A 19,885-nucleotide genomic window follows, 5' to 3' on the forward strand; every position below is an offset into this window, starting at 1 on the left:
ACCAGCACCTTCTATGACGAAAAGGCTTACTTGCAGGCTTTGACGCGGCGTGGATCGACGTTGGTAGAAGCGCCGATGGAGGTCGTCACAGGTTGACGGACAGGCTCAGGGCGTGAGGGGGCAAGAACATCAAAAGCCAGATCACAATCAAAAGCGAGGCGCCCGACCGGCCGGCCTGATCGGAAGCCATACGCATACCCTCTGTAGGAGCGAGCATGCTCGCGATGAACCTGAGGGCACCGCGGGCTACCAGGTGCCCCGCGTCATCGTTGACGACCATCGCGACGGTGCGACGATTCGACATGCTCGCTCCTACAGGGGATCCAGGTACACCCGTCAAAGTCAGGTCGGCTTTAAGGCCGCCTCGCTTTTGTTTTTGATCTGGGCGCCCCATTAACCACGATGGCCGAACGCAGGCATTGCGCAGTGGGTAAACCGGCAGGACGCCGGTTTAGCCGCGCTGGGCCAGGGACGGCCCATCGCGGCGACCCACGGAGCAATGCCTTCGTTCTGGCATGCCGAGCCCCAGCGAGGCACCGAGTGGTGGGGCAAAGCCTTTTGGTTCCTTTTTGGCGTTTGAAAAAGGGACTCGCCGTAAGGGCGAAACCATAGGCGGCCGTTACCGCAGCAATGGATATGTACTCCCTGACAGCCGACCGAATTGCTGGTCTGTCCGCATTCCCCTGTGGGAGCGAGCCTGCTCGCGAAAGTGTGGGGTCAGTCGACATCAATGCTGAATGTGCTGCCGCCTTCGCGAGCAGGCTCGCTCCCACAGGGATCCAGGTACACCCTAAAAATCAGCTCGGCTGTCAGGCCGCCATCGCAAGTGCACTGGCAATCAAAAACCAGTGCACTTTGCGCCAAGCCAGCCGCTGGCTAGAACGCGTAGTTTTGTGTCGTGGGTTAGACGTTCGTCCTGACCTCCACCTGAATAACAACAAGATTTCTGGTGACCCATGAGCACAGTAGATCCGATCACCCTGGCAGTCGTGCGTGGCGCGCTCGAAACCGCGCAACGGGAAATGACCATCACCCTTGAGAAAACCGGTCGTTCAAGCGTTTTCAACCTGGCCCACGACTACTCCAACGCACTCTTCGATCACCTTCCGGAAATGATCCTGCAAGGCCAGGACATCCCGATTCACCTCGGATCGCTGATTCCGGCGATGAAATGCGTGGCCGGTTTCTTCGGCGATGACGTCCAGGAAGGCGATGTGATTTATCACAATGACCCCGCTTACATGGGCAGCCATATTCTTGACTGCTGCATGTATAAACCGGTGTTCTACCAAGGCGAGCTGGTGTTCTGGGCGGTGTGCAAAGGTCACCTGACCGACATCGGCGGACCGGTGCCCGCCGGCTACAACCCGGATGCCAGGGAAATCTACGCCGAAGGCTTGCGGATCCCGCCGGTCAAGCTCTGGTCCCAAGGCAAGCGCCGTGAAGACGTGATCAACCTGCTGCTGACCAACATGCGCGCCCGGGCCTATCAGGAAGGCGATCTCAACGCCCAGTACGGCGCCTGCAATGTGGGTGAACGGCATTTGCTGGAACTGCTCGATCGTTATGGCGTGGCGCAGGTGCGTGCGTGTATCGCCGAATTGAAAGACATGGCGGACCGGCACATGCGGGCCTTGCTGCGAGAAGTACCGGATGGCCTCTACAGCGGCACTGCCGTGCTGGAAGACTCGGGCCATGGGTTGGGTGAACTGTCGATCACCGCGCAAGTGGAAATTCGCGGCGACGAGGCGCACATCCTGATCGAAAGTCCGCCGCAGGTGCCGTACTTCATCAACTCCTACGCCGGCAACTCGGTGTCCGGGGTGTACCTGGGGCTGATGATGTTCGCCCAGGTACCGCCACCGTACAACGAAGGGCTGTACCGCTGCGTATCCGTCGACCTCGGCCCGCCGGGCACGTTATGCAACGCCCAGGAACCAGCGCCCCACGTCAACAGCACCACCACACCGATGGAAACCCTGGCCGACGCGGTGCGCCAGGCCCTGGAACAAGCGGCCCCCGATCGGGTCACGGCCTCCTGGGGTCACGCCAGCGGGATCAACATTGCCGGCCTTGATCCGCGCAATGGCAACGACGAGTACGTGACCATGGTGCTCGCCTCGATCATTTCCGGCGCCGGTGCGAACAAGACCATGGACGGTTGGCCGGCGTGCGGTCCGTTGTGCTGTTTCGGCGCGTTGATGTCCGGTGATATCGAGTTGCTGGAGTACGCCTACCCGATCCTCATCCATCGCTATAGCCTGATGACTGACAGCGGTGGTGCCGGCGAATTTCGCGGTGGTTCTGGCACGCGAATCGAAATCGAACCGCTGGACCACGCGATGACCGTGGTTGGTTTTGGCGAGGGCCGACAACTGCCGACGTCGGGCGCCGCGGGCGCGAACAACGTCCTGCTCGAACCGAAGCTGGGCCGATTGATTCACCGCAAGAACGACGGTGAGGAGCAGTCCTTTATCTACAACGCGCAGCTCATCGCGCAACCGGGCGAACGGGTGATCAACATCAACCCTGGCGGCGGTGGCTATGGCGATCCCCGGCGGCGCCCGGTCGCCAGCGTGGCCGACGACGTACGCAACGGCCTGGTGTCCCGCGAAGGTGCCCGCCTGGAATACGGCGTGGTGATCGACGGCAACGGCCAGGTCGACGACGCCGCGACTCGTGCGTGCCGCGCCACACATTGATCGCCCCCCTTTGAGCTATCTGGAACCCCTCATCATGAGCAAACAACAATATCGCCTGGGTATCGACGCCGGAGGCACCTTCACCGATTTCATCCTGGCCGATCGCAACGGCAACGTGCAGTTGTTCAAGGCACCGTCGACGCCGCAGGACGGTACGATCGCCATCCGCAACGGGCTGGCGCAAATCGCTGACGCCATCGGCCGCACCCCCGCCGAAATCATTGGCGACTGTGACCTGTGCATCAACGGCACCACCGTGGCCCTCAACGCGTTGATCGAGAAAACCGGGGTCAAGGTTGGCCTGCTGTGCACCGAAGGGCATGAGGACAGCCTGGAAATCCGCCTGGGCCACAAGGAAGACGGGCATCGCTACGATGCCAGCTACCCGCCGGCCTACATGTTGGTGCCGCGTCATCTGCGGCGCCCCATCGGCGGCAGGATCCTCAGTGACGGCAGCGAATACGCCGCCCTCGACGAAAACGCGATTGCTGAAGCAATCGATTATTTCCGCGAACAGGACGTCAAGGCCGTGGCCATTTCGTTCGTCTGGTCGGTGCGCAATCCGAGCCACGAACAACGCGCCGCCGAGAGGGTGCGCGCGGCATTGCCGGGTGTATTCGTCTGCACCGGCAACGAAGTGTTCCCGCAGATCCGCGAATACACCCGCACCTCGACCACCGTGGTCAACGCGTACCTGAGCCCGGTCATGGGCCGCTACATCGAACGCATCGACGCCTTGTTCGAAGAGCTCGGCGCGCAGCAGCCCACGCGCTACTTTCAATCCAACGGTGGCCTGGCACCCGGCGTGGTAATGCGTGAACGTGCGGTGAATGCGATCAACTCAGGACCCGCGTCCGCGCCGCAAGCCGGGTTGTGCGTGGCGCAGCCATTCGGCATCGACAACGTGATCACGGTAGATATGGGCGGCACTTCGTTCGACATCACCTTGAGCAAGTCAGGACGCACCAACTTCAGCAAGGACACTGACTTCCTGCGCTATCGCATCGGCGTGCCGATGATCCAGGTGGAAACCCTCGGCGCCGGCGGCGGCTCGATCGCCTATCTCGACGATTTCGGCATGCTCCAGGTCGGCCCGCGCAGCGCCGGCGCCAACCCGGGACCGGTGTGCTACGGCAAGGGCGGCACCGAGCCAACCGTGACCGACGCCAACCTGGCGCTGGGTTACCTGGCCGACGGCGCGCTGTTGGGCGGCAGCATCCGGCTCAATCGCCAGGCCGCCATAGAGGCGATCCGGAGCAAAATCGCCGAGCCCTTGGGCATCAGCGTCGAACGGGCGGCGATCGGCATCATCACCCTGGTCAACCTGAACATGGTCAGCGGCATTCGCCGGGTGTCGGTCGAACGCGGCTATGACCCACGGGACTTTGCCCTGATCGGCGCGGGCGGTGCGGCGGGCATGCACGTCATGCGCCTGGCCGAGGAAATCGGCAGCAAAGTGGTGCTGATTCCGAAAGTGGCTTCCGGGCTGTGCGCCTATGGGCAGATTCTTTCCGATATCCGCTACGACCAATTGACCACGCTGCCGATGCGCCTCGACGACGAACTGGTCGACCTGCCGTTGCTCAACCAGACCTTGCGTGACCTGCGCGAGCGCGGGATGAAAAACCTGCGCGACGATGGCTTTGGCGCTGGCAATAACGTCCAATGCCTGTACAACCTGGAGATCCGCTACCTCGGTCAGATTCACGAATGCAGCGTCGAGCTGACCTGCGATCGGCTGGACCAGTCGGGCCTGGTCGCGTTGCGTGAGGCGTTCCACACCCGGCACAAGGCGCTGTTCTCCTATAGCGAACCGCAAAGCCCGGCAGAACTGGTCAACCTTGAGTGTTCGGTAATAGCGCGCCTGCAACGTCCGCCCATGCCGGAACTGCCGTCACCTGCCGAGGATGTCGCCCCCAAGGCCAGCGGTCATCGGTCGATGCTGTTCAGCGCCCAGTCGTCCTGGCAGCAAACGCCGGTATACAACGGTGAACACTTGCAATCGGGGCAAACGGTGCAAGGCCCTTGCGTGATCGAAGAGACGACCACCAACATCGTCGTCCCCCCTGGCTGGCAGGCCACGCTGGCGCCATCGGCCACCTACCGGCTGACACCCGGTGATTGACCGCCCGTAAACATTGGCAAATGATGGCAACCCCACGGTGCCAACGGCTTTTTTTGCGTTGGCACCGTCCTCATAATAAAAAAGATACGAGGGCAGCCATGGCCTGCAAATTCTCCACCCGTTCCTGGCCAGACAGTCAACGCCAACCGCTCTGGGCCCAGGCCATTGGCAGTGCGTATTTTCCGTTGTCCCTGGAATTCGCGCCCGACAGCCCTTTCAGTGGCAGCCTGCAGATCTGGGAAACCGGCAGCACTGCACTGACCCTTTCTCGCTTGCGCTCCACTCAACTGGGCTACTCGCGCAGCAAGGCCCAGGTCAGTGAAGATCACGAAGCCTGCTACCTCGTCACCGTACCGCGGCGCAGCGAAGTGCATTTCGAACAGGACGGCCGCGCCCTGCATTGCCAACCGGGTGGTTTCATCTTCGAACGGGGCGACGCGCCCTACCGCTTTCACTATGCCAGCGACAACGATCTGTGGGTGTTCAAGCTCCCGGAACGCGCGCTGCATGGCCAATTGCGCGGCGCCGAACGCTACACGCGCCTGTGCTTCGACGCCAGGCGCGCACTCGGGCGAGTCTTTGTCGACCAACTGGCGATGTGCGCCGCACGTTTCGACGAGTGCGACGAGGCCGCCCGGCATATGCTGCTGGAGCAGGCCCTTTCAACGTTGTTGATGGCATTGCGTGATGACGAGCGGGTGCTGAGCAGCGAAAGCTCGAACCTGGCCGCCCTGCATTTGCAACGCATAGAGCAATACGTCGACCAGCAACTGGGCAACCCGGACCTGGCGCCGCCAATGATCGCCGAGGCCTGCGGGCTGTCCGTACGCTATGTGCATAAACTCTTCAGCACCACGCCCTACAGCCTCGGGGAATGGATTCGCCTGCGCCGCCTTGAGGCGGTCAACAGAGGCCTGCGCGACCCCAACTGCCACCTGTCGATCGGCGAGCTGGCCATGCGCTGGGGCTTCAGCGACCAGGCGCAATTTACCCGAAGCTTTCGCCAGCACTTTGGGTGTACGGCCAGGGAAGTGCGCAGTGGGGTTCGGTTGGCTGCTTCTTCGAATATTGGGGTCTGAGGCAGGTTTCAGCTCTGACAGCCGAGCCGTTCCCTTGGTGTACATATCCGTTGCTGCGGTAACGACCACCTAGGGTTTCGCTTTTACAGCGAGTCACTTGGAAGAACGGAACGCCGCCCGGCCCCAAGTAACCAAGGGCTCTTGCCCCTGGCGTTCGGTGCCTCGCCAAGGCTCGGCATGCCCTCGCTCCGGGCCCACGAAGCAATGCCGGCCACGCCCAGCACTACTGTCCCCCCCCCCCCCCTCTTTTCATCACCATCCGACCAGAAACTCCCTTCAGGGTATTGCGCATCCGGTATTATGGTATACCATCAGACGCACAGACACTTTTTCACCCTGATACGGAGCAGCTCATGAGTTTCGAAATCCGCAAGATCGTCAGCTATGTCGAAGAAACCTTCATTGAAGGCGGCAAGGCCACCGACAAGCCCGTGACCATGGTCGGGCTGGCCGTGGTGATGAAGAACCCTTGGGTGGGCAACGGCTTCGTTGAAGACCTCAAGCCGCAGATCCGCGCCAACTGCTCCGACCTCGGCGCGCTGATGGTCGAGCGCTTGGTGGGCATCATCGGCGGTGCCGAGAAAATCGAAGCGTACGGCAAGGCCGCCGTGGTCGGCGCCGACGGTGAAATCGAACACGCTTCCGCGGTGATCCACACCCTGCGCTTCGGCAACCACTACCGCGAAGCGGTGAAAGCCAAGAGCTACCTGAGCTTCACCAACAAGCGCGGCGGCCCGGGCACCTCCATCCAGATCCCGATGATGCACAAGGACGACGAAGGCTTGCGTTCGCACTACATCACCCTGGAAATGCAGATCGAAGACGCGCCGCGTGCCGACGAAATCGTCGTGGTCCTGGGTTGCGCCGATGGCGGCCGCCTGCACCCACGCATCGGCAATCGCTACATCGACCTGGAAGAACTGGCCGCCGAAAAAGCCCAGTAAGCCGGTCGGTCACTACAACAAAAAGGTATGCAGGAGCGCTCCATGATTCGGCTCACCGCTGAACGCACCCCGGCTGGCACCAGTTACCTGGCGACCGGCCAAGGCCAGCCCGTGGTCTTGATCCACGGCGTGGGCCTGAACAAAGAAATGTGGGGCGGCCAGATCGTTGGCCTGGCCACCCAATACCGCGTGATCGCCTACGACATGCTCGGTCATGGCGCCAGCCCGCGTCCGGAAAGCGGCACGCCGCTGCTCGGTTACGCCGACCAGTTGCTGGAGCTGCTCGATCATTTGCAATTGCCCAAGGCGGCAGTGATCGGCTTCTCCATGGGCGGGCTGGTGGCGCGGGCTTTTGCCCTGCATTACCCGCAGCGCCTGCAGAGCCTTGTGGTGCTCAACAGTGTGTTCAATCGCACCGCCGAGCAACGCGCCGGTGTCATCGCCCGCACAGCCCAGGCGGCCGAACACGGGCCGGATGCCAACGCCGAAGCCGCACTGTCGCGCTGGTTCAGCCGCGAATACCAGGCAGCCAATCCGGCGCAGATCGCCGCTTTGCGCCAGACGCTCGCGCAGAATGATCCGCAGGGCTACCTGACTACTTATGAATTGTTCGCCACCCAGGACATGTACCGCGCCGATGACCTGGCCAGCATCCAGGTGCCGACGCTGGTCGCTACCGGCGAACTCGATCCGGGGTCGACCCCGGAAATGGCCGAGCAACTGGCCCAGCGCATTCCCGGCGCCAAGGTTGCCGTACTCGCCGAGCAGCGGCATATGATGCCCGTAGAATCGCCGCGCCTGGTCAACCAGCTGTTGCTGGAGTTTCTCGACACGGCGCACGCCCGACCAAATCAGATTAAGGGGATCGTTGCATGACTCTCTCACGCTTCCAGATGTGCATCGGCGGTGAATGGGTCGATGCCCTGTCCGGCAAGACTTTTGAAAGCCTCAATCCGGCCCTGGCCGAACCTTGGGCCGAACTGCCCGATGCCGACGAAGCCGACGTCGAGCGCGCCGTACAGGCGGCGCAGAGCGCCTTCGACAGCCCGGCCTGGCGCGGCTTGACCGCCACTGCCCGAGGCAAACTGCTGCGCCGCCTGGGCGACCTGATCGCCGAAAACAAGGAACAACTGGCGCAGCTGGAAAGCCGCGACAACGGCAAGCTGATCCGCGAGACCCGCGGCCAGGTCGGCTATTTGCCGGAGTTCTTCCACTACACCGCAGGCCTGGCCGACAAACTCGAAGGCGGCACCCTGCCCCTCGACAAGCCAGACCTGTTTGCCTACACCGTGCACGAAGCCATGGGCGTGGTCGCCGCGATCATTCCGTGGAACAGCCCGCTGTACCTGACCGCGATCAAACTGGCGCCGGCTCTCGCGGCAGGCAACACCATCGTGATCAAGCCGTCCGAACACGCCTCGGCGACCATTCTGGAACTGGCGCGCCTGGCGCTGGAAGCCGGGATTCCACCGGGGGTGGTCAATGTCGTCACCGGTTACGGCCCGAGCACCGGCGCCGCCCTGACCCGCCATCCGCTGGTACGCAAGATCGCCTTCACCGGCGGCGCGGCCACGGCCCGGCATGTGGTGCGCAGCAGTGCCGAGAACTTCGCGAAATTGTCCCTGGAACTGGGCGGCAAATCGCCGAACATCATTTTCGCCGACGCCGACCTCGACAGCGCGATCAACGGCGCCATCGCCGGGATCTATGCCGCGTCCGGGCAAAGCTGTGTGTCGGGTTCGCGTCTGTTGGTGCAGGACGAAATCTACGACGAATTCGTCGCTCGCCTGGTGGAACGCGCCCAGCGCATCCGCATCGGCAACCCGCAGGAAGACAGCAGTGAAATGGGCCCGATGGCCACTGCGCAGCAACTGGCCGTGGTGGAAGGCCTGGTGGCGGATGCCATTGCCGAAGGTGCCCGTTTACGCCTGGGTGGCAAGCGTGCGCAGAACCTCGGCGAAGGCTGGTTCTATGAGCCGACCCTGTTCGAATGCGACCGCAACTCGATGAAGATCATGCAGGAAGAAGTCTTTGGTCCGGTGGCCTCGGTCATCCGTTTCAAGGACGAAGCCGAAGCCCTGGCGATCGCCAACGACTCGCAGTTCGGCCTCGCCGCCGGCATCTGGACCCGCGACCTGGGGCGTGCCCATCGCCTGGCCCGGGACGTGCGTTCGGGGATCATCTGGGTCAACACCTACCGCGCCGTGTCGGCCATGGCGCCGATCGGCGGCTTCAAGAACAGTGGCTATGGACGCGAAAGCGGCATCGATTCCGTGCTGGCCTACACCGAGTTGAAAACGGTGTGGATCAATCTTTCCCAGGCACCGATGCCTGATCCGTTTGTGATGCGCTAGGAGTCCTGAGAAATGATCGAACCCGGCATTTACAAAGACGTCATGAGCTCGTTCCCTTCCGGGGTCACGGTGGTCACCACCCTGGACCCGGACGGCGGCATCGTCGGCATCACTGCCAGCGCCTTCAGCGCGCTGTCGATCGATCCGGCACTGGTACTGTTCTGCCCCAACTACGCCTCTGACACGTACCCGATCCTGCGCGACAGCAAGCAATTCGCCATTCATTTGCTGTCCGCCGACCAGACCGCCGAAGCCTATGCGTTCGCCGGCAAAGGCAAGGATAAGGCCCGGGGCATCGAGTGGCACTTGAGCGAACTGGGCAACCCGCTGCTGCGCAAAGCCACGGCGATCATCGAGTGCGAACTGTGGCGTGAATACGATGGCGGCGACCACGCCATCATCGTCGGCGCGGTGAAGAACCTGATCCTGCCCGAGCAACCGGTGACGCCGATGATCTACCACAAAGGCAAGCTGGGCCCCCTGCCCGCCCTGGCCTGATGGCTCTACACAATGCCCTGTGGGAGCGGGCTTGCTCGCGAAGGCCGAGTGTCAGTTGACATCAATATTGACTGACCCACCGCTTTCGCGAGCAAGCCCGCTCCCACAGGGGCCCGCGCAGGTCTTTTATGTTTCTCCAGGAGCCGGCATGAGCCCAGCAGCCTCGCAACTGTTCCGCCAGCAGGCGTACATCAACGGCCAATGGCTGGATGCGCCCGATGGGGCGCGACAGGACATCTTCAACCCCGCCACCGGTGAACTCATCGGTAGCGTGCCGAACCTTGGCGCCGAGCACGCCCGCCAAGCCATCGTCGCCGCCAACAACGCGTGGCCGGCCTGGCGCGGGTTAACCGCCAAAGAGCGCAGCAACACCCTCAAGCGCTGGCACGCGCTGATGCTGGAAAACGCCGATGCCCTTGCCGAAATCCTGACCCTCGAACAAGGCAAGCCGTTGGCCGAAGCCAAGGGTGAAATCCTCTACGCCGCCAGTTTCATCGAGTGGTTCGCCGAAGAAGCCAAGCGCATCTACGGCGACACGATTCCCAGCCACAAGGGCGATGCGCGCATCGTCGTCAGCAAGGAACCTATTGGTGTCGTCGCGGCCATCACGCCGTGGAACTTCCCCGCAGCGATGATCACCCGCAAGGCCGGCCCGGCGCTGGCCGCCGGTTGTCCGTGCATCGTCAAGCCGGCACCGGAGACGCCATTCTCGGCACTGGCCATGGCGGCGCTGGCCGAACAGGCCGGCATTCCTGCGGGTATTTTCAACGTGATCACCGGCGATGCCATCGCCATTGGCGCTGAGCTGACGGCAAGCCCGTTGGTGCGCAAACTGTCGTTCACCGGCTCCACGGCGATTGGCAAGTTGCTGATGGCGCAGTGCGCGCCGACGCTGAAGAAAGTGTCGCTGGAACTGGGCGGCAATGCACCGTTCATTGTCTTCGACGATGCCGACCTTGAGCGTGCGGTAGAAGGCGCGATGATTGCCAAGTTTCGCAATGCTGGCCAGACCTGCGTCTGCGTCAATCGCTTCCTGGTGCAAGACGGCATACACGACGCCTTTGTTGCGCGCCTGGCCGAGCGGGTGTCGCAGCTCAAGGTGGGCAGTGGTTTCACTGACGGCGTCACCCAGGGTCCGCTGATCAATGAGCGCGCCGTGACCAAGGTTGAAGACCATGTGCTGGACGCACTGGCGCAAGGTGCCCGGTTGGTTTGCGGTGGCGAACGTCATGCGCTGGGCCACGGCTTTTTCCAGCCAACGGTATTGTCCGGCATCACCACGCAGATGAAAGTTGCCCGGGATGAGACCTTCGGCCCTCTCGCCGCGGTGTTCCGTTTTGCCAGCGAGGCCGAGGCCGTGCAGATGGCCAACGACACCGAATTCGGCCTCGCTGCCTACTGCTACACCCGCGACCTGGGCCGCGCCTGGCGCATGAGTGAGGCGCTGGAATACGGCATGGTCGGGATCAACGAAGGACTGATTTCCACCGAAGTGGCGCCGTTTGGCGGGATCAAATCCTCGGGCCTGGGTCGTGAAGGCTCCAAGTACGGCATCGAGGATTATCTGGAACTCAAATACACACTTATGGGCGGGCTTTGAAGTGAGTAACGAAAAATACGAAAAAGGCCTTAAGATCCGCACCCAGGTGCTGGGCGAAGCCTATGTGAACCGCTCCATCGAAAACGCCGACGACTTCACCCGACCTCTGCAGGAAATGGTCACCGAGTACTGCTGGGGTCACGTCTGGGGCCGTGAGGGTTTGTCGCTTAAAGAGCGCAGCATGATAAACTTGGCGATGATTTCAGCCCTCAATCGGCCTCACGAACTCAAGCTGCACGTGCGTGGTGCCTTGCGTAACGGGCTGAGTCGTGAACAAATACGCGAAATTCTGCTTCAGGTCGGTATTTATTGCGGTGTCCCCGCGGCCGTGGACAGTTTCCGGCTCGCCCGTGAAGCGTTCGCCGAAGCCGATGCCGAGGCCTCCAGTTAACCCTTGGCTATCTGACTGAACGAGCACTAGGATTATTGCGATCAAAGTGCTCTTTTTGCATGGACAGCCACATTCAGAGCGGACCCCATGAAACGCCTGCCACTCGACGACAGCTTCAAGGTCAATCGCAACCCCGTTACCCTGCGCGAAATCGTGCTGGATAAACTGCGAAGCGCCATCATGAACTTCCAGCTTCTGCCGGGAGATCGACTGGTCGAACGCGATCTGTGCGATCGCCTGGGCGTGAGCCGCACTTCGGTGCGCGAAGCGCTGCGTCACCTTGAATCCGAAGGCCTGGTGGAGTTCGCCGATGCCAAGGGCCCTCGGGTAGCGATCATCACCCTGGCCGATGCCGTCGATATCTATGAGCTGCGTTGCGTACTGGAAGGCCTGATCGTTCAACTGTTCACCCTGCGTGCCAAGGCCAAGGACATCAAGGCCCTGGAAAAGGCCCTGGAAGAAAACCGCCAGGCCTTGAAGGAAGGCGAACTGCAACAGGTCATCGACTCCGTGCAAGGTTTCTACGACGTCCTGCTCGAAGGTTCTGGCAACCATGTCGCCGCGACCCAGTTGCGTCAACTGCAGGCGCGCATCAGCTATCTGCGCGCGACTTCGGTGTCCCAGGAAAACCGTCGCGGCGCCAGCAACCAGGAAATGGAACGCATGGTCGAAGCGATCAAGAGCGGCGATCCCCTGGCCGCCCACCAGGCTTGCGTCGACCACGTTCGGGCCGCCGCCACCGTCGCCCTCGATTACCTCAAGCGCAAGCAGGAAGAAACCGGGGCGATCCCCGAGATCACCCAGCCCATCGCGCTCAAAGAACCCCGCATAGGTCGTTGATCATGTTCAGCCCGAGCTATTGTCCAAGGTGCGGCAGCAATGACCTCAAGTCACAGCTGCCACCGGGCGATACGCACGAGCGCCTGATGTGCCGCGGCTGCGGCTACATCCACTACGTCAATCCGAAAATCATCGCCGGCTGCATCATCGAGCAGGACGGCAAGTACTTGCTGTGCCAACGCGCGATCCCTCCGCGTCCCGGCACCTGGACCTTGCCGGCGGGCTTCATGGAAGGTGGTGAGACCACCGAGCAAGCGGCGTTGCGCGAGGTCTGGGAAGAGAGCGGCGTGCGCGCGGAAATCCTCTCGCCCTACTCGATCTTCAGCGTGCCCAAGATCAGCGAGGTGTACATCATCTTCCGCGCCATCGCGCTGGAGATCACCGGGCAGTATGGACCGGAAACCCTCGACTACAAATTCTTCGCGCCCGAGGACATTCCCTGGGACAGCATCTACTACCCGGCAATCCGGCAGATTCTCGAACGCTACATCGAGGAGCGGCAGGCCGGGGTCTACGGGATCTACATCGGCAACGATGACAGCGGCAAGATTCACTTCATCCGCTGACAGAACGCGACACAATCACTGTAGGAGCTGCCGCAGGCTGCGATCTTTTGATCTTTGGCGCCCTGAAGGCTCCCCGAAGATCAAGATCAAAAGATCGCAGCCTGCGGCAGCTCCTACAGGGTTATGCCGGGGCGATTCCTTCGACAATGATCACCTCTGCCTTCGCCACGCCCTCGCGGTGCCCTTTCGCCTCCTGATACTGATCGGATCGATAACAGGCCAGCGCCTGCTCGTAGGAATCAAATTCGATCACCACGCTGCGCTGCGGCGTCGACCGACCTTCCATCGCTTCGCTGCGCCCGCCACGCGCCAATATCCGACCACCGTATTGGGCAAACGCCTGGGGTGCCCGCTGGGTGTATTGGCTGTATTGATCGGGGTCGGTGATATCCACGTGAGCAATCCAGTACGCCTTCATAGTGACCTCTCTGCTTGTTTTGTATTATGGTATACCACAATATATCTCCATCAAACATCGAGACTCCCCACATGGCCTTCAACAGCATCGAAGAAATCATCGAAGACTACCGCCAAGGCAAGATGGTGCTCCTGGTGGACGACGAGGACCGGGAAAACGAGGGCGACCTGCTGTTGGCCGCCGACCGCTGCAGCGCCGAAGCCATCAGCTTCATGGCCCGCGAAGCGCGCGGCCTGATCTGCCTGACCTTGACCGACGAGCATTGCCAGCGCTTGGGCCTCGAGCAGATGGTGCCCAGCAATGGCAGCGTGTTCAGCACCGCGTTCACCGTATCGATCGAAGCGGCTGTTGGCGTAACCACCGGCATCTCCGCCGCCGACCGCGCGCGTACCGTGGCCGCTGCCGTTGCCCATGGCGCGAGTGCCGCCGATATCGTGCAGCCCGGCCACATCTTCCCCCTGCGTGCCCGGGAAGGTGGCGTATTGACCCGCGCCGGCCATACCGAAGCCGGTTGCGACCTGGCGCGCCTGGCCGGTTTTACCCCCGCCTCGGTGATCGTCGAAGTGATGAACGATGACGGCACCATGGCCCGCCGCCCGGACCTGGAAGTGTTCGCGCGCAAACACGGGATCAAGATCGGCACCATCGCCGACCTGATCCACTATCGTTTAAGTACCGAACACACGGTGGTGCGCATTGGCGAGCGCGAGCTACCGACGGTACATGGCACCTTTCGTCTGATCACCTTTGAGGATCGCATCGAAGGCGGTGTCCACATGGCAATGGTCATGGGTGATCTGCGTCGCGATGAAGCGACGCTGGTGCGCGTGCACGTCATCGACCCGTTGCGCGATCTGGTCGGCGCCGAATACAGCGGCCCTTCGAACTGGACGTTGTGGGCGGCTTTGCAGCGAGTGGCTGAGGAAGGTCGCGGCGTGGTGGTGGTCCTGGCCAACCACGAATCGTCGCAAGCGTTGCTGGAGCGGGTGCCGCAATTGACCCAGGCGCCGCGGCAGTTCAACCGTTCGCAGTCGCGGATCTATTCGGAAGTCGGCACCGGGGCACAGATCCTGCAGAACCTTGGCGTGGGCAAGTTGCGGCATCTGGGGCCGCCTTTGAAGTACGCAGGTTTGACCGGGTATGACCTGGAAGTGGTGGAGAGCATCCCGTTCACCCAATGATCCTCGGATTTGTGTAGTCCCCTGTGGGAGCGAGCCTGCTCGCGAAGGCAATGTACCCGGCGACATGTGTCTCGACTGACAGGCCCTTTTCGCGAGCAGGCTCGCTCCCACAAGGATTGCGATGTTTGCGCGGTACCGGGTACGCCCCGCAGCTCAAAAAAAGCATTTTTGGCTGATAGCCGGTAAGGCAAAGTGCTTGCACAAAGTTTGGAATACCATAATATGATATTCCATAGACCGGACTATTTAGCCAAGCGCCCCCGCGAGGGAAAGCACTCACAACAGCCCTTGGCACGGTCGCCTTTCAAGGCCAGATGGACCTACTGCTCCCGATAGGCGGGCATTACCAAGCCCGCTCAAAAACACAACAAATGAGGGCGTGAAAATGGTGTTGAACAAACGTGCATCCGCAATACTGTTCGCAGGCTTGTTGGCCACGGTCAGTCATGTGGCAACGGCTGCTGAAAGCGTCAACTTCGTCAGCTGGGGCGGTAGCACCCAGGATGCACAGAAGCAGGCGTGGGCCGATCCGTTCAGCAAGGCCAGCGGCATCACCGTGGTCCAGGATGGCCCCACCGACTACGGCAAGCTCAAGGCGATGGTCGAAAGCGGCAACGTGCAGTGGGACGTGGTCGACGTCGAAGCTGACTTCGCCTTGCGCGCAGCCTCCGAAGGCCTGCTCGAACCCCTCGATTTCAACGTCATCGATCGCGACAAGATCGACCCGCGATTCGTCTCCGATCACGGCGTCGGCTCGTTCTTCTTCTCCTTCGTCCTCGGCTACAACGAAGGCAAGTTGGGTGCCAACAAGCCCCAGGACTGGTCCGCGCTGTTCGACACCAAGACCTACCCCGGCAAACGCGCCCTGTATAAATGGCCAAGTCCCGGCGTGCTGGAACTGGCGCTGCTGGCCGATGGCGTCGCCGCCGACAAGCTCTACCCACTGGACCTGGACCGCGCCTTCAAGAAACTCGACACCATCAAGAAAGACATCGTCTGGTGGGGCGGCGGCGCTCAGTCGCAACAGCTGTTGGCCTCCGGTGAAGCGAGCATGGGCCAGTTCTGGAACGGCCGCATTCATGCCCTGCAAGAAGACGGTGCGCCGGTTGGCGTGAGCTGGAAACAGAACCTGGTCATGGCCGACATCCTGGTCATTCCAAAGGGTTCGAAGAACAAGGACGCGGCGATGAAGTTCCTGGCCAATGCCAGCAGCGCCAAAGGCCAGGCCGACTTCTCCAACCTGACCGCCTACGCCCCGGTCAACGTCGACAGCGTGGCGCGCCTGGACTCGACCCTGGCGCCCAACCTGCCGACTGCCTACGCCAAGGATCAAATCACTCTTGATTTCGCGTACTGGGCCAAGAACGGTCCTGCTATCGCGACACGGTGGAACGAATGGCTGGTCAAATGAAAATGACGGTAACCGCGTCCCGTCCATCCACGCCAGTCGGGAGCGCCTCGGGCGCTGCCGGCAAGGCGGCTGCGATGACGCAAACCCCGACCCTGGCGCAACGCTGGCGCGGATCGAGCAACCTGATCCCCGCCCTGCTGTTCCTGGGACTGTTCTTCCTGGGCCCATTGATCGGCTTGCTGCTGCGCGGCGTGCTGGAACCGACTCCGGGACTGGGCAACTACGAGCAGCTGTTCGCCAACTCGGCGTATGCCCGTGTCTTGCTCAACACCTTCTCGGTGGCCGGACTGGTGACGCTGTTCAGCCTGCTACTGGGATTCCCGCTGGCCTGGGCGATCACGTTGGTGCCCCGTGGCTGGGGTCGCTGGATCCTGAACATCGTGCTGTTGTCGATGTGGACCAGCCTGCTCGCCCGCACCTATTCCTGGCTGGTGTTGCTGCAAGCCTCCGGGGTGATCAACAAGGCGTTGATGGCCATGGGCATCATCGATCAGCCGCTGGAGATGGTGCATAACCTCACCGGCGTGGTGATCGGCATGAGCTACATCATGATCCCGTTCATCGTGCTGCCGCTGCAGGCGACCATGCAGGCCATCGACCCGATGATCCTGCAGGCCGGTTCGATCTGCGGGGCCAGACCGTGGACCAACTTCTTCCGGGTGTTCCTGCCGCTGTGCCGGCCGGGGCTGTTCTCCGGTGGCTTGATGGTGTTCGTGATGTCGCTCGGTTACTACGTTACCCCGGCCCTGCTGGGCGGTGCGCAGAACATGATGCTGCCCGAGTTCATCATCCAGCAGGTGCAGTCGTTCCTCAACTGGGGCCTGGCCAGCGCCGGTGCCGCGTTGCTGATCGTCATCACGCTGGTGCTGTTCTACTTCTACCTGAAGCTTCAGCCGGAATCCCCGGTTGGCGCCAGCAACGCGAGGTAAGCCGTCATGCTCCTGACCCCCAATGCCATGAGCCGCCGGATGCGCTTTGGCCTGTACGCCACCACCGGGCTGATCGGGCTGTTCCTGTTGCTACCGATCGTGTTCATCGTCCTGCTGTCGTTCGGCTCATCCCAGTGGCTGGTGTTCCCACCACCGGGCTGGACGCTGAAATGGTACGGCCAGTTCTTCTCCAATGCCGACTGGATGAACGCGGCCATGGCCAGCCTCAAGGTCGCGGTACTGACCACGTTCTTTGCCGTGGCCCTGGGCCTGCCGACCGCTTTCGCCCTGGTGCGCGGGCGCTTTCCGGGCCGGGAAATGCTCTACGGCCTGTTCACCCTGCCGATGATCGTGCCGCTGGTGATCATTGCCGTGGCGGTGTACGCGCTGTTCCTGAAACTGGGCTACACCGGAACCATGTTCGCGTTCGTGGTCAGCCACGTCATCGTCGCTTTGCCGTTCACCATCATCTCGATCATCAACTCGCTGAAGCTGTTCGACCAATCGATCGAGGATGCCGCAGTGATTTGCGGCGCCTCGCGCCTGCAAGCGGTGTTCAAGGTGACCTTCCCGGCGATTCGCCCGGGCATGGTGGCCGGCGCCCTCTTCGCCTTCCTTGTCTCGTGGGATGAAGTGGTGCTGAGCGTGATGATGGCAAGCCCGACCCTGCAAACCCTTCCCGTGAAAATGTGGACCACCCTGCGCCAGGACCTGACGCCCGTGATCGCCGTCGCCTCGACGCTGCTGATCGGCCTCTCGGTATTGGTCATGGTGATCGCCGCCGCACTGCGCCGGCGCAATGAAATCAGCGCCTAAGCGCAGGAGTACGACATGAGTGCAGTGATCAAAGATACCGCGCAGCAAAATGACAAGCCCCTGGTGAGCCTGCGCAACTTGAATAAATACTACGGCGACTTTGCTGCCGTGGACGACATCTCGCTGGACATCAAGGACGGTGAATTCCTGACCTTCCTCGGCTCCAGCGGCTCGGGAAAAAGCACGACGCTGTCGATGCTCGCTGGTTTCGAAACCCCGAGCAGCGGCGAGATCCTGGTCAACGGCCAGTCGCTGGTCAATGTGCCGCCGCACAAACGTGACATCGGCATGGTGTTCCAGCGCTACTCGCTGTTCCCGCACCTGTCAGTGCGCGACAACATCGCCTTCCCGCTGGCCATCCGCAAACTGGCCCCGGCCGAGCGTGATCGCCGGGTCGATGCGATGCTCAAGCTGGTGCAGCTTGAGCAATTCGCCCATCGCCGCCCTTCGCAACTCTCCGGCGGCCAGCAGCAACGGGTCGCCATCGCCCGGGCGCTGGTCTACGAGCCACGCATCCTGCTGATGGATGAACCGCTGGGCGCACTGGACAAGAAACTGCGTGAAGATTTGCAGGACGAACTGCGCCAGCTGCATCGGCGCCTGGGCATCACCATCGTCTACGTGACCCACGACCAGGAAGAAGCCATGCGCCTGTCCCAACGCATCGCCATCTTCAGCCACGGCAAGATCGTCGGCCTGGGCAGCGGTTACGACCTGTACCAGAATCCGCCGAACGCCTTTGTCGCCTCGTTCCTCGGTAACTCGAACTTCCTCAAGCTCAAGGCTCAGGGCAACGCCGTGGCAACGTTTGAGGGGCAGTCGCTGTCGATCCGCCTGACAGCCGGCCTGCAAACCGACCAGGATGTACTGTTGATGGTGCGACCGGAAAAGGCACTGGCCTTGAGTTTCGAGCAAGCCGCTCAGGAGCCGTTGGCCGCCGGTTGGAATGAAGTGACGGCCAAGGTTGTGGAGGTGTTGTTCCTGGGGGAAAGCCAGACGTGCAGCGTGGTGACTTCGGGCGGTACGTCGATGACCGTCAAGGCGCTTTCCGCCGCGGGCATGCCCATGAAGGCAGGGGATCCTGTGCGTGTGCGCTGGGCGACTGCCGATGCCTGTGTTTATACCGAATGGGCTGAGAGCGATTTGAACAAAGCTGCTGGGGCGCACTGATTATTTAACGCCCCTTGCGGCGGGCGACTCTTAAAGTATCACCCTCGGGTCGCTGCAACGTCGGGTTGCGACGACCCTTTTTTTTGATCGTTCCCACGCGCAGCAAAGGAATGCCGCCGGGGACGCTCTGCGTTCCGCTGTCGACGTATGACGTGAGCCGTGCACGACGGTGATGCGGGGCGTCGCAGGAAGTCCTGTATGTGATATTTATTGTCGGAGTACATATCCATTGCTGCGGTAACGGCGGCTTATGGTTTCGCTTTTACAGCGACTCCCTTTTTCAAACGCCAAAAAGGAAGCAAAAGGCTTTGCCCCACCACTCGGTGCCTCGCTTAGGCTCGGCATGCCGTATCGAAGGCATTGCTCCGTGGGTCGCCGCGCTGGGCCATCCATGGCCCAGCGCGGCTAAACCGGCGTCCTGCCGGTTTCCCCACTGCGCAATGCCTGCGTTCGGCCATCGTGGTTAACGGGGCGCTCGCGATCAACAGCAAAGCGAGGCGGCCTGACAGCCGACCTGACTGTAAGGGGTGCACCTGGATCCCCTGTAGGAGCGAGCATGTCGAATCGTCGCACCGTCGCGATGGTCGTTAACGATAACGCGGGGCACCTGGTAGCCCGCGGTGCCCTCAGGTTTTTCGCGAGCATGCTCGCTCCTACAGGGGGTATGCGGACAGACCAGCAATCAGGTCGGCTGTCAGGCCGCCTCGCTTTTGATTGTGATCTGGCTTTTGATTTTCTTGCCCCCTCACGCCCTGAGCCTGTCCGTCAACCTGTGACGACCTCCATCGGCGCTTCTACCAACGTCGATCCACGCCGCGTCAAAGCCTGCAAGTAAGCCTTTTCGTCATAGAAGGTGCTGGT

General features: G+C 61.8%; 18 protein-coding genes. 16 read left to right on the forward strand and 2 right to left on the reverse strand.

Translation table 11 applies throughout. The annotated features are described in order from the left end of the window. Window positions 1-85: 85 nt before the first annotated feature. Window positions 86-304, reverse strand: a complete 219-nt coding sequence (locus CGA21_RS28925; protein ID WP_188265627.1) for a hypothetical protein — start codon at window positions 302-304, stop codon at window positions 86-88. Window positions 305-956: 652 nt separating this feature from the next. Between CGA21_RS28925 and CGA21_RS28930 the strand changes: the two genes are divergently transcribed. The 11 genes from CGA21_RS28930 to CGA21_RS28980 all read left to right on the forward strand — a co-directional run bounded on the left by CGA21_RS28930 (window position 957) and on the right by CGA21_RS28980 (window position 13,099). Then, entirely contained in the window at window positions 957-2,702 is a 1,746-nt protein-coding gene (locus tag CGA21_RS28930; protein ID WP_110752918.1) for a hydantoinase B/oxoprolinase family protein, read from the forward strand. 34 nt (window positions 2,703-2,736) lie between these two features. After that, window positions 2,737-4,827, forward strand: coding sequence for a hydantoinase/oxoprolinase family protein (locus tag CGA21_RS28935; RefSeq protein WP_188265622.1), 2,091 nt, complete (start codon window positions 2,737-2,739; stop codon window positions 4,825-4,827). Between the two features lie 98 nt (window positions 4,828-4,925). Beyond that, complete coding sequence (locus tag CGA21_RS28940) at window positions 4,926-5,906, forward strand: helix-turn-helix domain-containing protein (RefSeq protein WP_188265623.1); 981 nt, start codon at window positions 4,926-4,928, stop codon at window positions 5,904-5,906. A 353-nt stretch (window positions 5,907-6,259) separates the two neighbouring features. Beyond that, the gene (locus CGA21_RS28945) at window positions 6,260-6,850 is read left to right on the forward strand and encodes an amino acid synthesis family protein (protein ID WP_003225712.1); all 591 of its coding nucleotides are present in this window, start codon (window positions 6,260-6,262) and stop codon (window positions 6,848-6,850) included. A gap of 42 nt (window positions 6,851-6,892) precedes the next feature. Then, the gene (locus CGA21_RS28950; protein ID WP_110752922.1) at window positions 6,893-7,726 is read left to right on the forward strand and encodes an alpha/beta fold hydrolase; all 834 of its coding nucleotides are present in this window, start codon (window positions 6,893-6,895) and stop codon (window positions 7,724-7,726) included. Further along, window positions 7,723-9,204: an aldehyde dehydrogenase gene (locus tag CGA21_RS28955; protein WP_110752924.1), complete on the forward strand. Its 1,482-nt coding sequence runs from the start codon at window positions 7,723-7,725 to the stop codon at window positions 9,202-9,204. The genes CGA21_RS28950 and CGA21_RS28955 overlap by 4 nt, the downstream gene beginning before the upstream one ends. A gap of 12 nt (window positions 9,205-9,216) precedes the next feature. Then, window positions 9,217-9,702, forward strand: coding sequence for a flavin reductase family protein (locus tag CGA21_RS28960; protein ID WP_110752926.1), 486 nt, complete (start codon window positions 9,217-9,219; stop codon window positions 9,700-9,702). 148 nt (window positions 9,703-9,850) lie between these two features. Then, window positions 9,851-11,302, forward strand: a complete 1,452-nt coding sequence (locus CGA21_RS28965; protein WP_110752928.1) for an NAD-dependent succinate-semialdehyde dehydrogenase — start codon at window positions 9,851-9,853, stop codon at window positions 11,300-11,302. A 1-nt stretch (window position 11,303) separates the two neighbouring features. Beyond that, on the forward strand, window positions 11,304-11,693 hold the full coding sequence (locus CGA21_RS28970) for a carboxymuconolactone decarboxylase family protein (protein WP_008059553.1): 390 nt from the start codon (window positions 11,304-11,306) through the stop codon (window positions 11,691-11,693). 87 nt (window positions 11,694-11,780) lie between these two features. Further along, complete coding sequence (locus CGA21_RS28975; protein WP_020800935.1) at window positions 11,781-12,533, forward strand: GntR family transcriptional regulator; 753 nt, start codon at window positions 11,781-11,783, stop codon at window positions 12,531-12,533. A 2-nt stretch (window positions 12,534-12,535) separates the two neighbouring features. Next, window positions 12,536-13,099 carry an NUDIX hydrolase gene (locus CGA21_RS28980; protein WP_188265624.1) on the forward strand — a complete coding sequence of 188 codons (564 nt, stop codon included), beginning with the start codon at window positions 12,536-12,538 and terminating at the stop codon, window positions 13,097-13,099. A 121-nt stretch (window positions 13,100-13,220) separates the two neighbouring features. Here the strand turns inward: CGA21_RS28980 and CGA21_RS28985 are convergent, their stop codons facing one another. Then, a complete protein-coding gene (locus CGA21_RS28985) occupies window positions 13,221-13,517 on the reverse strand; it encodes a DUF1330 domain-containing protein (RefSeq protein WP_110752932.1) in 297 nt (98 codons plus the stop codon). A 71-nt stretch (window positions 13,518-13,588) separates the two neighbouring features. On the opposite strand from CGA21_RS28985, the gene ribBA reads away from it, so the two are divergent. From ribBA to CGA21_RS29010, 5 genes are all read left to right on the forward strand, one after another. After that, window positions 13,589-14,698, forward strand: coding sequence for a bifunctional 3,4-dihydroxy-2-butanone-4-phosphate synthase/GTP cyclohydrolase II (ribBA, locus tag CGA21_RS28990; protein ID WP_188265625.1), 1,110 nt, complete (start codon window positions 13,589-13,591; stop codon window positions 14,696-14,698). Between the two features lie 385 nt (window positions 14,699-15,083). Then, the gene (locus CGA21_RS28995) at window positions 15,084-16,109 is read left to right on the forward strand and encodes an ABC transporter substrate-binding protein (protein WP_110752936.1); all 1,026 of its coding nucleotides are present in this window, start codon (window positions 15,084-15,086) and stop codon (window positions 16,107-16,109) included. Beyond that, window positions 16,106-17,038 carry an ABC transporter permease gene (locus tag CGA21_RS29000; RefSeq protein ID WP_188265626.1) on the forward strand — a complete coding sequence of 311 codons (933 nt, stop codon included), beginning with the start codon at window positions 16,106-16,108 and terminating at the stop codon, window positions 17,036-17,038. Before CGA21_RS28995 ends, CGA21_RS29000 begins: the two co-directional genes overlap by 4 nt. Before the next feature lie 6 nt (window positions 17,039-17,044). Beyond that, window positions 17,045-17,854, forward strand: coding sequence for an ABC transporter permease (locus CGA21_RS29005; protein WP_007976227.1), 810 nt, complete (start codon window positions 17,045-17,047; stop codon window positions 17,852-17,854). Window positions 17,855-17,869: 15 nt separating this feature from the next. Further along, complete coding sequence (locus CGA21_RS29010; RefSeq protein WP_110752940.1) at window positions 17,870-19,024, forward strand: ABC transporter ATP-binding protein; 1,155 nt, start codon at window positions 17,870-17,872, stop codon at window positions 19,022-19,024. Window positions 19,025-19,885 lie beyond the last annotated feature (861 nt).

Origin of the sequence: Pseudomonas sp. PSB11, assembly GCF_014596605.1 — a bacterium.
Lineage (GTDB): Bacteria > Pseudomonadota > Gammaproteobacteria > Pseudomonadales > Pseudomonadaceae > Aquipseudomonas > Aquipseudomonas umsongensis.

What these genes read in the sequence shown, in the direction of transcription:
- CGA21_RS28980 (WP_188265624.1), top strand. Translation starts at nt 12,536, where the DNA reads ATGTTCAGCCCGAGCTATTGTCCAAGGTGCGGCAGCAATGACCTCAAG.
- ribBA (WP_188265625.1), top strand. Translation starts at nt 13,589, where the DNA reads ATGGCCTTCAACAGCATCGAAGAAATCATCGAAGACTACCGCCAAGGC.
- CGA21_RS28945 (WP_003225712.1), top strand. Translation starts at nt 6,260, where the DNA reads ATGAGTTTCGAAATCCGCAAGATCGTCAGCTATGTCGAAGAAACCTTC.
- CGA21_RS29010 (WP_110752940.1), top strand. Translation starts at nt 17,870, where the DNA reads ATGAGTGCAGTGATCAAAGATACCGCGCAGCAAAATGACAAGCCCCTG.
- CGA21_RS28965 (WP_110752928.1), top strand. Translation starts at nt 9,851, where the DNA reads ATGAGCCCAGCAGCCTCGCAACTGTTCCGCCAGCAGGCGTACATCAAC.
- CGA21_RS29005 (WP_007976227.1), top strand. Translation starts at nt 17,045, where the DNA reads ATGCTCCTGACCCCCAATGCCATGAGCCGCCGGATGCGCTTTGGCCTG.
- CGA21_RS28995 (WP_110752936.1), top strand. Translation starts at nt 15,084, where the DNA reads ATGGTGTTGAACAAACGTGCATCCGCAATACTGTTCGCAGGCTTGTTG.
- CGA21_RS28950 (WP_110752922.1), top strand. Translation starts at nt 6,893, where the DNA reads ATGATTCGGCTCACCGCTGAACGCACCCCGGCTGGCACCAGTTACCTG.
- CGA21_RS28925 (WP_188265627.1), bottom strand. Translation starts at nt 304, where the DNA reads ATGTCGAATCGTCGCACCGTCGCGATGGTCGTCAACGATGACGCGGGG.
- CGA21_RS28975 (WP_020800935.1), top strand. Translation starts at nt 11,781, where the DNA reads ATGAAACGCCTGCCACTCGACGACAGCTTCAAGGTCAATCGCAACCCC.
- CGA21_RS28985 (WP_110752932.1), bottom strand. Translation starts at nt 13,517, where the DNA reads ATGAAGGCGTACTGGATTGCTCACGTGGATATCACCGACCCCGATCAA.
- CGA21_RS28935 (WP_188265622.1), top strand. Translation starts at nt 2,737, where the DNA reads ATGAGCAAACAACAATATCGCCTGGGTATCGACGCCGGAGGCACCTTC.
- CGA21_RS28960 (WP_110752926.1), top strand. Translation starts at nt 9,217, where the DNA reads ATGATCGAACCCGGCATTTACAAAGACGTCATGAGCTCGTTCCCTTCC.
- CGA21_RS28930 (WP_110752918.1), top strand. Translation starts at nt 957, where the DNA reads ATGAGCACAGTAGATCCGATCACCCTGGCAGTCGTGCGTGGCGCGCTC.
- CGA21_RS29000 (WP_188265626.1), top strand. Translation starts at nt 16,106, where the DNA reads ATGAAAATGACGGTAACCGCGTCCCGTCCATCCACGCCAGTCGGGAGC.
- CGA21_RS28955 (WP_110752924.1), top strand. Translation starts at nt 7,723, where the DNA reads ATGACTCTCTCACGCTTCCAGATGTGCATCGGCGGTGAATGGGTCGAT.
- CGA21_RS28940 (WP_188265623.1), top strand. Translation starts at nt 4,926, where the DNA reads ATGGCCTGCAAATTCTCCACCCGTTCCTGGCCAGACAGTCAACGCCAA.